Source organism: Streptomyces sp. NPDC055955 (genome assembly GCF_042270245.1).
Classification (GTDB): domain Bacteria; phylum Actinomycetota; class Actinomycetes; order Streptomycetales; family Streptomycetaceae; genus Streptomyces.
The window spans coordinates 91,052-104,155 of record NZ_JBHJYS010000021.1 but is presented as its reverse complement, the minus strand read 5'-3'; the positions used below and the strand labels follow the sequence as shown (position 1 = coordinate 104,155).

Genomic DNA, 13,104 nt, shown 5'->3' with positions numbered 1-13,104 from the left:
TCGCTGCTTCCGCTAGTCGAGTGTGGCCTGCCCGGGTGCAGCCTGCCACAACCTTGCCGAGTTGCCCGGCGTGTCGGGCCGGGGCCCTGGATCGCCGTTATGGCACGGTTACCTGTTCGCAACGCTAAGTGACCGAGCTCGTCACCCTGTGCAACGAACCCCCTCCCGGCGGTCCTGGAAGGCCCCGGGCACCCTGACGGGAGACCGGACCCAGGGCTCGCAACGGTACTCCATTCGGGCCACTCGGGTGGACCGGCACGCCATCGAAGTTCTCATGGGGGACGGGAGTTGGGTACGGGGTGTCCCTCGTTCGGGGTCGGTGGACGTGGCGTGGTTCACGGAACCCCCAGAAACGGAACTAATCACTTCGTGCATCCGTCCCTATCTCGTGAAGTAGGTCGAGAAAGGCAGGCAAGGGTCGGAGATGGGCGAGAAGCCGGAAACCTCCCAGGATGCACCAGAAAAGCCCAAGGAGAAGCGACTCGACCTGAGTCTGCCCCAGGTGGCGGGCAGTGCCGTGGCCGCCGTGGTGGCGGCCAAGCTGGCCGCCGGGCTCGGTGTGTACGGGACGATCGTGGGCGCGGGAGTGGTGAGCGTGCTGGCCACCTGCGGCGGCTCGCTCTTCCAGCACTTCTTCCGGCGCACGGGCGAGCAGATACGTGACGTCGCGGGCCAGGCGATACCGAAGGGTCGGCAGGTCCCGCTGACGGAGGACGGGCGTCCGGTACCGGAGACCTTCCGGTCCGACGAGGTCTCTGCCTCCGTCGTGCCGCCCGCGGCCACGGCGGCGATGCGGACGGACGTGCTCCCGAGGACGACGACCTGGGGGATGGGCGGTGCGCCTGCACGGGACGCCGACGCGACGACCGTCCTGCCCGCGCTGGATGCCGAGCGGACGCTGTTCCTGAAGGCGGGTGGCGGTGATCCGGAGCGGACGCAGCTGCTCACGGCCGGCGCCGGTGATCCGGATCGGACCAGGTTCCTGAACACGGGCGTCGGCGGTGGCGACCCGGAGCGGACCCGGTTGCTCAGGGCCGGGGCCGGTGGTCCGGAACTGCCGCCTCCGCCGGGCGACTCGGGCGACGGGTCCACCGACGGGCTCGTCGGCGGACTCTCCGACGAGTTCACCGAAGGGACCACGCATCGCGCGCGCGTGCGGAGCTGGAAGCGGCCCCTCGTCGCCGCTGCCGTGGTCTTCGGGGTGACCATGGGCGGCATCACGACGTACGAGCTCGCCTCGGGCCAGAGTTTCAGCGGTGACGGCCGGCGGACCACGCTCCGCGAGGCCTTCACCGGCGGAGGCGTCACCTCGCCCGGCAGCCACGACACTCCCGCGCCGAACACCTCGCAGGAGCCGTCGGACGGCAGCAGCTCCGGGAACCGGAGCGGTACCCCGCAGGACGGCAGTGGGGCGCACAAGGGCGACACCGAGGCGCCCACTCCCACTCCCAGCGCGAGCGACGACACCCACACCGGTCACGACAACGGCTCGGGCAGCGGTTCCGGGACCGGCGGGGACGAGTCCACGCCCACGCCGACCCCGACGCCCACTCCGAGTACCTCGCAGAGCAGCGACGGAGCCGACGTGCCGGAGCAGCAGACCGGGACGCCCGCGGAGTGAGCGCGGTCAGTCGCCGATGACCCGCCGCAGATAGTCGTTGGCGAACAGGCGGTCCGGGTCGAGACGGTCGCGCAGCTCCGTGAACTCGCCGAAGCGCGGGTAGACCGTCGAGAAGTAGTCCGCGTCGCGCGTGTGCACCTTGCCCCAGTGCGGCCGGCCCTCGTGCGCGGTGAAGATGCGCTCGGCCGCCGTGAAGTAGGCCTGGTACGGGGTGCCCTTGTACATGTGGACGGCGATGTACGCGCTCTCCCGGCCGGACGCCGTGGAGAGCGCGATGTCGTCCGCGGGGGCCGTGCGGACCTCGACGGGGAAGCTGATGCGCAGGTTCGAGCGGTCGACCATGGACTTCAGCTCGCGCAGCGTCTCGACGAGGGCCGCGCGCGGAACGGCGTACTCCATCTCCACGAAGCGGACGCGGCGCGGGGACGTGAAGACCTTGTAAGGGATGTCCGTGTAGGTGCGGGCGGAGAGCGCGCGGCTGGAGATCTTCGCGATCGACGGGATCGTCGAGGGGACCGCGCGACCGAGTGAGTTGACCGCCTGGAAGAGGCCGTTCGACAGGAGCTCGTCCTCGAGGAAGCTGCTGAACCTGCTGACGGGGGCTTCCGGCCCGGCGCTGCGGTTGTTGCGCTTGGTGTTGCAGTTGCCGGTGTGCGGGAACCAGTAGAACTCGAAGTGCTCGTTCTCCGCGTACAGCGCGTCGAAGTCGCTCGTGACCCTGTCGAAGGTCATCGGCTCCTCGCGGGCGGTGAGCAGGAAGATCGGCTCCACGGCGAACGTGATCGCCGTGATGACGCCGAGGGCCCCGAGTCCGATCCGTGCGGCCGCGAAGACCTCGGGATTCTCCTTCTCGGAGCACGTGAGGACCGAGCCGTCGGCGGTGACCAGTTCGAGGCCTTTGATCTGCGCGGATATCGACGCCGATTCGCGGCCCGTGCCGTGCGTGCCGGTGCTGGTGGCCCCCGACACCGTCTGCTCCATGATGTCGCCCATGTTCGTGAGCGACAGGCCCTCGCGGGCCAGGGCGAGGTTGAGGCGCTTGAGCGGGGTGCCGGCCTCCACCGTGACGGTGTTGGCTTCGCGGTCGATGTTGCGGATGCCGGTCAAGAGTTGAGGGCGTATCAATACACCGTCGGTCGCCGCAGCCGCGGTGAACGAGTGCCCCGTGCCTACGGCCTTCACCTTCAGGCCGTCGGCGGCGGCCGAGCGGACGGCCGCCGAGAGCTCCTCCACCGACGCGGGCGTCACCTCGCGGACCGGCCGGGCGGTGACGTTCCCCGCCCAGTTACGCCACGGTGCGTTCCGTGTCCTGGCCTGCCGGGCCTGCGTCGCTTCGCTGCCCGAGTTCCCCGTGCTCATTGGTTCCTCCCCGCTGCGGCACCGGCTGCTTCAGCCGGCGGTACCCCAGGAACCCGACCGCCACCGCGACGGCGCCGGCCACGGCCGGAACCCCGTACCCGGCCTTCGCACCGGCGGCGTCGATCACCCAGCCGGCCGCGGAGGAGCCGAGCGCGACACCGACCGCGAGTCCGGTGCTCACCCAGGTCATGCCCTCGGTCAGTTTCGCGCGTGGTACGTGCTGCTCGACGAGGGCCATCGTCGTGATCATCGTCGGTGCGATGGACAGGCCCGCGACAAAGAGCGCCACGGCCAGAAACGGAAGGTTCCCGACCAGTAGGAGGGGGATCATACTCACGGCTGTCGTGCACACACCGACCAGCCACCGGCGTGCGGGCGCCCCCTTGAAGTGCAACAGCCCGAAGACCGCCCCAGCGGCGCAGGAACCCGCCGCGTACACCGCGAGCACGAGACTGGCCGCCGCCTTGTGGCCCTGGTCCTCGGCGAACGCGACCGTCACCACGTCCACCGCGCCGAAGATCGAGCCCGTCGCCACGAACGTCGCCACCAGGACCTGAAGACCGCGCGACCGCAGGGCGGACCCCCCGGAGTGCTGCCCGCGCGGATGCGGCACCGGCTCGGTCGCGCGCTGCGCGGTCAGCCAGAAGACACCGGCCGCGAGGAAACCGCCCGCGAGAAGGGGCCCGGCCTCCGGGAACCAGGCGGTCGACAGACCGATCGAGATGATCGGCCCGAAGATGAAGCACACCTCGTCGATGACGGACTCGAAGGAGTACGCGGTGTGCAGCTGAGGGGTGTCCCTGTAGAGGGCCGCCCAGCGCGCCCGGACCATCGATCCGACGCTGGGCACACAGCCGATCAGGGCGGCGAAGAGGAACAGCGTCCAGTCCGGCGCCTCGTACTTCGCGCACAGCAGCAGACCGGCGACCGCGACGAGTGAGACCAGGGCGGCCGGCCGCAGCACACGGCGCTGTCCGTGCCGGTCGACGAGACGCGAGATCTGCGGGCCGATGGCCGCCGCCGAGAGCGCCACAGTGGCGGAAAGACCGCCCGCGAGCCCGTATCGGCCGGTCAGCTGGGAGACCATCGTGACGATCCCGATGCCCATCATCGACAGGGGCATCCTGCCCAGGAACCCGGCGACCGAGAAGCTCTTGGTGCCGGGCAGGGCGAATATGGCGCGGTAGGGGCTGGGCAAGTCGACTCCGGTAAGGCGCGTAGGTGGCCAAGACAGCTTACGGGTACCGAGGCTTCCGGGCATGGCCGTTTTCCGCCTGTCAGTGACGGGTGGCAGGATCAACGGCATGTCCGATGCGCTCGATCCCACGCCCTTCGACGGCTACGACGCCCTGCTGCTGCTCTCGTTCGGAGGCCCCGAAGGCCCGGAGGACGTGGTCCCGTTCCTGGAGAACGTGACGCGTGGCCGGGGAATCCCCAAGGAGCGGCTCAAGGAGGTGGGGCAGCACTACTTCCTGTTCGGCGGGGTCAGCCCCATCAACGAGCAGAACCGTGCCCTGCTGGACGCGCTCCGCAAGGACTTCGCCGACCACGGCCTCGACCTGCCCGTCCACTGGGGCAACCGGAACTGGGCGCCGTACCTGACGGACACCCTCCGCGAGATGGTCACCGACGGCCACCGGCGCATCCTCGTCCTCGCGACCAGCGCGTACGCGTCGTACTCGGGCTGCCGCCAGTACCGCGAGAATCTCGCGGAGTCCCTCGCCACCCTGGAAGCGGAGGGACTCGAGGTGCCGCGCGTCGACAAGCTGCGGCACTACTTCAACCACCCCGGCTTCGTGCGCCCCATGATCGACGGTGTCCTGAGGTCGCTCGCCGACCTCCCCGACGACGTGCGGGACGGCGCCCACATTGCGTTCACGACGCACTCCATCCCGACCGCGGCCGCCGACGCCTCCGGGCCGGTCGGCGACCACGGCGACGGCGGTGCCTACGTGAAGGAGCACCTGGACGTCGCGCGCGTGATCGCCGACGCCGTCCGTGAGGAGACCGGGGTCGATCACCCCTGGCAGCTCGTCTACCAGTCGCGGTCCGGCGCCCCGCACATCCCGTGGCTGGAGCCCGACATCTGCGACCACCTGGAGGAGCGGCACGGCGCCGGTGTGCCGGCCGTCGTGATGGCACCCATCGGGTTCGTCTCCGACCACATGGAGGTCCTCTACGACCTCGACACCGAGGCCACGGCCAAGGCCGCCGAGCTGGGCCTCCCGGTGCGCCGCTCCGCCACGGTCGGCGCGGACCCCCGCTTCGCCGCCGCGGTCCGCGACCTCGTCCTCGAGCGGGTCGCCGCCGAGCGCGGCCGGGACGTCACGCCGTGTGCTCTGGGCGCGCTCGGCGCGAGCCACAACCTCTGCCCCGTGGGCTGCTGCCCCTCCCGTGCCCCCAAGCCCGCGGCCGCGGGCGCCGACAGCCCGTACGCGTAAGGATCTCGACGTGACTGACCTGAAGGCCGAACTCCTCGAGGTCGCCCTGGAGGCCGCCGCCCGCGCCGGGACCTTCCTGCGCGACGGCCGCCCCGCCGACCTCGGCGTCGCCGCCACCAAGACCAGCGCCGTGGACGTCGTCACGGAGATGGACATCGCCTCGGAGAAGCTGATCACCGGCTTCCTCGCCGAGCGCAGGCCGGACGACGGCGTCCTGGGCGAGGAGGGCGCGAGCACCGAGGGCAGCAGCGGGATCACCTGGGTGATCGACCCCATCGACGGAACGGTCAACTACCTGTACGGGCGCCCCGAATGGTCCGTCTCGATCGCCGCTCGCCAGGGCGACGAGACCCTCGTCGGGGTCGTCGCGGCGCCCTTGCGCGGCGAGACCTACCGCGCGGTCCTCGGCCAGGGCGCGTTCGTGAACGACCGCCCGGCACACGCGCGCGTGGCGCCCCCCTTCGAGCAGGCTCTCGTCGGCACGGGATTCGGCTACCTCGCCGCACGCCGGGCCCACCAGGCCGATGTCGTACGGGAGTTGGTGCCCCACGTGCGCGACATCCGGCGCGGGGGTTCGGCCGCCATCGACCTCTGCGACGTCGCCGTCGGGCGCCTCGACGCGTACTACGAGCGCGGCCTGAACCCCTGGGACCTGGCGGCCGGCGACCTCATCGCCAGGGAGGCGGGCGCGCTCACCGGGGGCCGCCCCGGCGAGGTGCCGTCCGGCGAGCTGACGATCGCGGCGCCGCCCGGACTCTTCGAGCGGCTCCAGGGCCGCCTTGAGGAGCTCGGGGCCTGGCACGACTGACGGACAGCGGCCTGCCGAGCGCGCGGGAAGCACGGGAACGGCATGAGAAAGGGCCCCGGCGCCTGCCTGGATCGACCAGGCGCCGGGGCCCTTCCGTACTGCGTCAGACGCGCGCGACGCCGAGCTCCACGCCGTGCTCGGCGGCGATCCGATGCAGGTCGTCCAGCTCGTCCTGCTCGATCTCGACGAGGAATTCGTCGCCCGTCTCGCGAGCCCGGCTCAGATCGGACTCGGTCGCCTTGATGCGCTGCAAAATCCCTGCGGTGAATGCGTCCATGGTTGCGCCCCCTCGTCCTGGGTCGTGGGTCGGTGGCACGGGGGTGTGCCCTCGGAAGGGGCGATCACGTCTCACACCGCCCTGCGGAAAGCGGGTCGTGGCACGCCACATACAAAGCGTGATCGCGGGTGTAAATCCGTCCTCCCCGCGCTCACTTACGCAGAAACCTCGACCGGCGAGAAAATCCAGCATTCCCCGGGCGCCCCCTCGCCTTACAGCCGGTTTATGGCCGAAAGGGGCAGGATGGAGCCCACACTCCACGACCCGGACCTGCTCACAGGTGCTCAGAACCTGCCCGCAGGTCACACAGGAAGGACAGCGACGTGCGCGTACTCGTCGTCGAGGACGAGCAGCTGCTCGCCGATGCGGTGGCCACCGGACTGCGCCGGGAGGCCATGGCCGTCGACGTCGTGTACGACGGTGCGGCCGCCCTCGAACGCATCGGTGTGAACGACTACGACGTGGTCGTCCTCGACCGGGACCTCCCGCTCGTGCACGGCGACGACGTCTGCCGCAAGATCGTCGAACTGGGCATGCCGACCCGCGTCCTGATGCTGACCGCCTCCGGCGACGTCAGCGACCGCGTCGAGGGCCTGGAGATCGGCGCTGACGACTACCTGCCCAAGCCGTTCGCGTTCACCGAGCTGACCGCCCGTGTGCGGGCGCTGGGACGCCGTACGAGCGTGCCGCTGCCGCCCGTCCTCGAACGCGCGGGCATCAAGCTCGACCCGAACCGCCGCGAGGTCTTCCGCGACGGCAAGGAGATCCAGCTCGCGCCCAAGGAGTTCGCCGTCCTCGAGGTGCTGCTGCGCAGCGAGGGCGCCGTCGTCTCGGCCGAGCAGCTTCTGGAGAAGGCCTGGGACGAGAACACGGACCCCTTCACGAACGTCGTCCGGGTCACCGTCATGACCCTGCGCCGCAAGCTCGGAGAGCCCGCCGTCATCGTGACCGTGCCCGGCTCCGGATACCGGATCTGATCCCCTGTGGCCTCGACACCCGCGCCACCGGCCGCGCCTCCGAAACCCACATGGGACCCCAGAAAAGCCGAGCCGCCCTACCCGTGGCTGCGCCCGACCATCCGTATACGCCTCACCCTGCTGTACGGCGGCATGTTCCTGATCGCCGGCATCGTGCTGCTGTCGATCATCTATCTGCTCGCCGCGCAGGCGCTGAATGTCGGCAGTGACCTGCCGTTCACCGTCACGAACGGTTCGGTGAGCAGCGGTACCTGCCGGAACTTCTCCGGTCTCCCGGACCACCCCACGACGGGCCAGCTCAACTCCGCGCTGAACGAGTGCGTCAACGAGATGCGTCAGCACGCACTCGACAATCTCCTCAGCCGCTCGCTCCTCGCCCTGCTCGGCCTCGCCGTGATCGCGTTCGCCTTCGGGTACGCGATGGCGGGCCGCGTCCTGTCCCCGCTGGGCCGCATCACGCGCACCGCGCGCCGGGTGGCCGGCACGGACCTGTCGCGGCGCATCGAGCTGGACGGTCCGGACGACGAGCTGAAGGAGCTGGCCGACACCTTCGACGACATGCTCGACCGCCTGGAGAGAGCCTTCACCGCGCAGCAGCGGTTCGTCGGCAACGCGTCGCACGAGCTGCGCACCCCGCTCGCGATCAACCGCACGCTCCTGGAGGTGCACCTCTCCGATCCCGGGGCGCCGATGGAGCTGCAGCAGCTCGGCAAGACGCTGCTGGCGACGAACGAGCGCAGCGAGCAGCTCGTCGAGGGCCTGCTCCTGCTCGCCCGCAGCGACAACCAGATCGTGGAGCGCAAACCGGTCGACCTCGCCGAGGTCGCCTCGCAGGCCATCGACCAGGCCCGCTCGGAGGCCGAGGCGAAGGGCGTCGAGATCCGCGGCGAGCGCAAGGAGGCCGTCGTCCAGGGCAACGGCGTACTCCTGGAGCGCATCGCCCTGAACCTCGTCCAGAACGCCGTCCGGTACAACGTCCCGGAGGGTGGCTGGGTCGAGGTGACCACCGAGGCCCAGCACGGCCAGGCGGTCCTCGTGGTGTCCAATACGGGGCCCGTGGTGCCCGCGTACGAGATCGACAACCTCTTCGAGCCGTTCCGGCGGCTGCGCACCGAGCGCACCGGGAGCGACAAGGGAGTGGGGCTCGGCCTGTCGATCGCCCGCTCGGTGGCGCGCGCTCATGGGGGCCGTATCATCGCGGAGCCGCGTGAAGGGGGTGGGCTCGTCATGCGGGTCACCCTGCCGATCTGAGGCCTCCGAGACGCGTGTCACCTCCCGATCCGGGGGTTCCGAGATGCGGGTGGGCGACCGATCTGAGATGCTTCCGCCGACGTGCCGGGGGAGTTCGCTTTTAGCGGAATTTTCGGGACCTGGTCCCGCAAAGACCGTGTGTGATCGATCACAAGGGCGAATTTCCGGCCATCTACTCTCCGTGATCGCAAAAGCCCCCGGAAAGCCAGGAAAATCCGGGTTTTCAGGGGTCTTGATCACGGGAAGTACACGGGGTGGCGCCCGTGAAGTTCGACCTTTGGACCGTGTACGGTCCCCATCGCCATCCAACCCGATCACTCGTGAGGGATCCGGTTGGGTGTCGATTGAGTAACAGACCTTGATGTGAGGCAAAATCTCCGCCTCAGGTCGGGCACAAAGTCCGGCCTCCCGCGCGTTGTGCGCTGGAGACACCGCATACACCCAGAGGGGGAGAGCGACACATGGCAACGGATTACGACACCCCACGCAAGACCGACGATGACGTCAACGAGGACAGCATCGAGGAGCTGAAGGCTCGGCGGAACGACAAGTCGACCTCGTCGGTCGACGTCGACGAGTTCGAGGCCGCCGAAGGCCTGGAGCTCCCGGGCGCCGACCTCTCGAACGAGGAGCTGGCCGTCCGGGTCCTGCCCAAGCAGCAGGACGAGTTCACCTGCATGAGCTGCTTCCTGGTGCACCACAGGAGCCAGCTGGCCCGCGAGAAGAACGGCCAGCCGATCTGCCGCGACTGCGACTGAGGCAGGGTCGGCCGTGACTGGCTCGACCCCGCCCTGGAAGCGCCGCTCCCGGAAGAACCCGGAAGCGGACGGTGGCCCGTCCGACAACGGCGTGCGTGACGACGAGCGAGGCTCTTCCCCCACAGGAGCAGCCTCGCTCGAGGACGCGGACGACCAAGAGGTGGCGGGCGACCTCGCGGCGGCGGGCTACAGCGATGTGCCCGCCGTCTCCACCGCGGGTGACCAAGCGCCGATCGGCGGCCGTGCACAGGTCGCCAGGCGACGAGTGGCCGCCGTCAGGCACGGCGTCCGCAAGAGCGGCAGCGCCGCCAAAGCGGGACTCGGCTATCTCGCCGACCGGATCATCGAGAACGCGCCGCGTGTGCCGGTGCGCGATCTGGCGACCCTGCGCAAACAGTTCCCCGGCCTGAGCGCCGAACAACTCGCCGACAAACTCGTCGCGGGCGCTGCCAACGCCACCTCCACCGTGGGTGCGGGGATCGGCGCCGCCGCGATGATGCCCGTGCCTCCCGCGATGCCGGCCGAGCTGGCGGCCGAGATCACCGGCGTCGCAGCCATCGAGATGAAGCTCGTCGCCGAGCTGCACGAGGTCTACGGCGTGCGCCCGCCCGGCGCCCTCAAGGACCGCAGCGCCGCGTATCTGGCCTCGTGGACCGAGGAGCGCGGCATCGACGTGACGAAGCCCTGGACGATCAATGCGGCGCTCGGCGGCCAGATGAAGCGCGAGCTGCGCCAGCAGATCATGAAGCGCATGGTGCGCAACCTGCCGAACCTGATGCCGTTCATGGTCGGCGCCGCGGTCGGGGCGGTCATGAACCGCCGCGACACCAAGAAGCTCGCGGGGCGGATCCGCAAGGATCTGCGCAAGATCCAGGTCCCCTGGGACGCCCTCCCGGAGCTGCCGCCCCTGGAGCGCCCCAGCGACCCGCATCCACTGATCCCAGGTGACGCACCCGGGCCCGAGGAGCCCGGAAGCTGAGCGGCGCTACTTGCCGAGCGCCTTCGCGAGTCCCTTGGGGTCCCGCGTCGACAGATACACGTAAGGGGTCGGGTCCTGCGGGTCGATGACGTCCACGCGCAGGGCCGTCGGGACATAGCTGCGCAGCAGCATGAAGGCGCGAGGGTCGGCCTTGTGCGTGCGCCAGGCGCGCGCCCCCTCGGCGTCCAGGACCTCCGCGTCACCCAGCGCCGACAGCGGGATCTTCGCGTCCCCGGCGACCAGCGAGTCCGCCACGACGCGGATGCGCACGGAGCCGTACGAACTCGTCACCACCGCCGCCGCGGCCGTCCCGCCGACCAGCCCTCCGAGCAGCGGCAACGTGCCGAACGGCAGCAGGATCAGGGCGCAGGCGACGCCGAGCAGGAGTGAGACGAGCCACCACGAGCGGGGGGCGGTGAGGCGTTCTTCGAACGGTGCGGTGGAGAGCTCCATGCGGTCAAGCTTGGCACGGTGCGCTTTCTCCCAGGACGCGCGGGTAAGGTCTGCGCCTGTGAGTGGTACTTCTGCAGCTCTGACGCCCCCCGCCGACGCCATAGCGCCCGTGCGGCACCCCGATGCCCCCGCGCCCGGCGAGCTCCTCGGCTCGCACTACGGGCACTGTTTCGGATGCGGCGACGAACAGCCCCACGGGCTGCATCTGGCGGCTCGCGCGCAGGACGGCGTCCGCGTCACCGCCGAGTTCACGGTGCGGCCCGCCCACCAGGGCGCCCCCGGTCTCGCGCACGGCGGAGTCCTGGCCACGGCCCTCGACGAGACGCTCGGCTCGCTGAACTGGCTGCTGCGCGTCATCACGGTGACCGGCCGGCTCGAGACGGACTTCGTGCGGCCCGTGCCCGTGGACACCGTGCTGTACCTCGACGCCGAGGTCACCGCCGTCGCGGGCCGCAAGATCTACTCGACCGCCACCGGCCGGATCGGCGGCCCCGACGGGCCCGTCGCGGTCCGCGCCGACGCCCTCTTCATCGAGGTGAAGGTCGACCACTTCATCGACAACGGCCGCCCGGAGGAGATCCAGGCGGCCATGAGCGACCCGGACCAGGTCCGGCGCACCCGTGCCTTCGAGGTGAACCCGTGACCCGAGCCCCTCTCGACGTGCTGATCAGGCGTGTCGACCCCGACGTACCGCTGCCCTCGTACGAGCATCCCGGTGACGCGGGCGCGGACCTGCGGACCACCGAGGCGTGCGAACTCGCGCCGGGCGAGCGGGCCGTACTTCCCACGGGGGTGTCGATCGCGCTGCCCGAGGGGTACGCCGCCTTCGTGCACCCGCGATCCGGACTCGCCGCCCGCTGCGGTGTCGCCCTGGTGAATGCCCCAGGGACGGTGGATGCCGGGTACCGTGGAGAGATCAAGGTGATCGTGGTGAATCTCGACCCGCGCGACAGCGTGCGGTTCGAGCGCTTCGACCGGATTGCCCAACTGGTCGTCCAGCAGGTCGAGAAGGTGCGCTTCCAGGAGGTGGCGGAGCTTCCCGACTCGGCGCGGGCCGAGGGGGGCTTCGGGTCCACCGGTGGTCATGCCGCCGTGGGGCCGGGCCCGGGTGGGCATCAGGGCGGGAATCGATACGCATCGGTCGTATCCGACCGGGAAGGACAGTGACGTGTTCGGACGTCGCAAGAAGAACGGCGCCGCCGATGACGCGGCGGGCGAGGCCGAGCAGGTCGTCGACGGCGTAGCCGACGACAGCGACGCGGGCGAGGGCGAGTCGCAGCGCGTGCGGCTGGAGCCCGAGCCGCGTCCCGACGGCCCCTGGGACGCCTCCGAGGTCCGCGAGCCCGGCGAGGGTCGCGTGGACCTGGGTGGACTGTTCGTCCCCGGAGTCGAGGGCATGGAGCTGCGGGTCGAGGTCGCGGGCGACGCGATCGTCGCTGCCACCGTCGTCCTCCAGGACAGCGCCGTGCAGCTCCAGGGCTTCGCCGCCCCCAAGAAGGAGGGCATCTGGGGCGAGGTCCGTGAGGAGATCGCCTCGGGCATCACCCAGCAGGGTGGTGTGATCGACGAGGTCGAGGGTCCGCTCGGCTGGGAGCTGCGGGCCCAGGTGCCGGTGCAGCTGCCGGACGGCACGGGCGGCTTCCAGGTCGTCCGGTTCGTCGGCGTCGACGGCCCCCGCTGGTTCCTGCGCGGAGTGATCTCCGGGCAGGGCGCGGTGCAGCCGCAGGCCGCCGGGCTCCTCGAGCAGATCTTCCGGGACACCGTCGTGGTCCGCGGTGAGGGCCCCATGGCTCCGCGTGACCCGATCGTCCTGAAGCTGCCGGACGACGCGCAGATGGTCGCCGAGGGCGTGCAGCAGGAGCCGCAGGAAGGCTCCCGGTTCGCCGGCGGCATGGGGCAGCTGGCGCGCGGCCCCGAGATCACCGAGGTGCGCTGAGCCGCACTCTCACGGCCATCGACGGGCCGCACACTCCACCGGAGTGTGCGGCCCGTCGGCGTTGCGTGGCTCGGCGCTTGAAGTGTCCAGTCCGTAGCGGGGCGTTCGCACAACCCCTTGTTGCGCGGCGGGCACGGGGCGAGACCGCCTGTACCTGCCCACTGGCGGCCGCGGCAGGGGCGCCGTGCACCGCCTGCCGGTGACGAGTCGCGGGGAGCGCCTCGGCTGCCGTCGCCGCGCGGTG

Annotated in this window: 14 protein-coding genes; 10 read left to right on the top strand and 4 right to left on the bottom strand. The window is 70.6% G+C overall.

The genetic code is table 11. The features are described from left to right. Nucleotides 1–424: 424 nt before the first annotated feature. Nucleotides 425–1,621, top strand: a complete 1,197-nt coding sequence (locus tag ACFC96_RS33870; RefSeq protein ID WP_376615756.1) for a hypothetical protein — start codon at nt 425–427, stop codon at nt 1,619–1,621. Between the two features lie 6 nt (nt 1,622–1,627). Here ACFC96_RS33870 and ACFC96_RS33865 read toward each other — a convergent pair whose 3' ends face one another. Both ACFC96_RS33865 and ACFC96_RS33860 read right to left on the bottom strand, forming a co-directional pair. Beyond that, complete coding sequence (locus ACFC96_RS33865) at nt 1,628–2,980, bottom strand: D-arabinono-1,4-lactone oxidase (RefSeq protein WP_376615754.1); 1,353 nt, start codon at nt 2,978–2,980, stop codon at nt 1,628–1,630. Beyond that, entirely contained in the window at nt 2,907–4,178 is a 1,272-nt protein-coding gene (locus ACFC96_RS33860; protein WP_376615752.1) for an MFS transporter, read from the bottom strand. Before ACFC96_RS33860 ends, ACFC96_RS33865 begins: the two co-directional genes overlap by 74 nt. A 106-nt stretch (nt 4,179–4,284) precedes the next feature. Between ACFC96_RS33860 and ACFC96_RS33855 the strand changes: the two genes are divergently transcribed. Together ACFC96_RS33855 and ACFC96_RS33850 are read left to right on the top strand one after the other, a co-directional pair. Further along, nucleotides 4,285–5,421, top strand: coding sequence for a ferrochelatase (locus tag ACFC96_RS33855; RefSeq protein ID WP_376252045.1), 1,137 nt, complete (start codon nt 4,285–4,287; stop codon nt 5,419–5,421). A gap of 10 nt (nt 5,422–5,431) precedes the next feature. Next, on the top strand, nt 5,432–6,229 hold the full coding sequence (locus ACFC96_RS33850) for an inositol monophosphatase family protein (RefSeq protein WP_376615750.1): 798 nt from the start codon (nt 5,432–5,434) through the stop codon (nt 6,227–6,229). Nucleotides 6,230–6,332: 103 nt separating this feature from the next. On the opposite strand, the gene ACFC96_RS33845 is transcribed toward ACFC96_RS33850, so the two are convergent. Beyond that, nucleotides 6,333–6,506 carry a hypothetical protein gene (locus ACFC96_RS33845; RefSeq protein ID WP_376250855.1) on the bottom strand — a complete coding sequence of 58 codons (174 nt, stop codon included), beginning with the start codon at nt 6,504–6,506 and terminating at the stop codon, nt 6,333–6,335. Nucleotides 6,507–6,829: 323 nt separating this feature from the next. Here ACFC96_RS33845 and ACFC96_RS33840 point away from each other — a divergent pair, with 323 nt between their 5' ends. The 4 genes from ACFC96_RS33840 to ACFC96_RS33825 all read left to right on the top strand — a co-directional run bounded on the left by ACFC96_RS33840 (nt 6,830) and on the right by ACFC96_RS33825 (nt 10,471). After that, on the top strand, nt 6,830–7,483 hold the full coding sequence (locus ACFC96_RS33840) for a response regulator transcription factor (protein ID WP_376250857.1): 654 nt from the start codon (nt 6,830–6,832) through the stop codon (nt 7,481–7,483). A 6-nt stretch (nt 7,484–7,489) separates the two neighbouring features. Next, the gene (locus ACFC96_RS33835; RefSeq protein ID WP_376250859.1) at nt 7,490–8,734 is read left to right on the top strand and encodes a sensor histidine kinase; all 1,245 of its coding nucleotides are present in this window, start codon (nt 7,490–7,492) and stop codon (nt 8,732–8,734) included. A gap of 461 nt (nt 8,735–9,195) precedes the next feature. Beyond that, complete coding sequence (locus ACFC96_RS33830) at nt 9,196–9,492, top strand: DUF4193 domain-containing protein (RefSeq protein WP_030357326.1); 297 nt, start codon at nt 9,196–9,198, stop codon at nt 9,490–9,492. A 13-nt stretch (nt 9,493–9,505) separates the two neighbouring features. After that, nucleotides 9,506–10,471 (top strand): hypothetical protein, encoded by a 966-nt coding sequence (locus ACFC96_RS33825; RefSeq protein WP_376615748.1) that lies wholly within the window; start codon nt 9,506–9,508, stop codon nt 10,469–10,471. Nucleotides 10,472–10,477: 6 nt separating this feature from the next. On the opposite strand, the gene ACFC96_RS33820 is transcribed toward ACFC96_RS33825, so the two are convergent. Next, nucleotides 10,478–10,924, bottom strand: a complete 447-nt coding sequence (locus ACFC96_RS33820) for a DUF3093 domain-containing protein (protein WP_266559003.1) — start codon at nt 10,922–10,924, stop codon at nt 10,478–10,480. 58 nt (nt 10,925–10,982) lie between these two features. On the opposite strand from ACFC96_RS33820, the gene ACFC96_RS33815 reads away from it, so the two are divergent. Genes ACFC96_RS33815 through ACFC96_RS33805 form a run of 3 tightly spaced genes read left to right on the top strand, consistent with a single transcriptional unit; the run spans nt 10,983 to nt 12,860 of the window. Beyond that, nucleotides 10,983–11,567, top strand: coding sequence for a PaaI family thioesterase (locus tag ACFC96_RS33815; protein WP_376615746.1), 585 nt, complete (start codon nt 10,983–10,985; stop codon nt 11,565–11,567). Further along, nucleotides 11,564–12,091, top strand: a complete 528-nt coding sequence (gene dut / locus ACFC96_RS33810) for a dUTP diphosphatase (RefSeq protein ID WP_100591168.1) — start codon at nt 11,564–11,566, stop codon at nt 12,089–12,091. The genes ACFC96_RS33815 and dut overlap by 4 nt, the downstream gene beginning before the upstream one ends. A gap of 1 nt (nt 12,092) precedes the next feature. Then, a complete protein-coding gene (locus ACFC96_RS33805) occupies nt 12,093–12,860 on the top strand; it encodes a DUF3710 domain-containing protein (protein WP_376250864.1) in 768 nt (255 codons plus the stop codon). Nucleotides 12,861–13,104 lie beyond the last annotated feature (244 nt).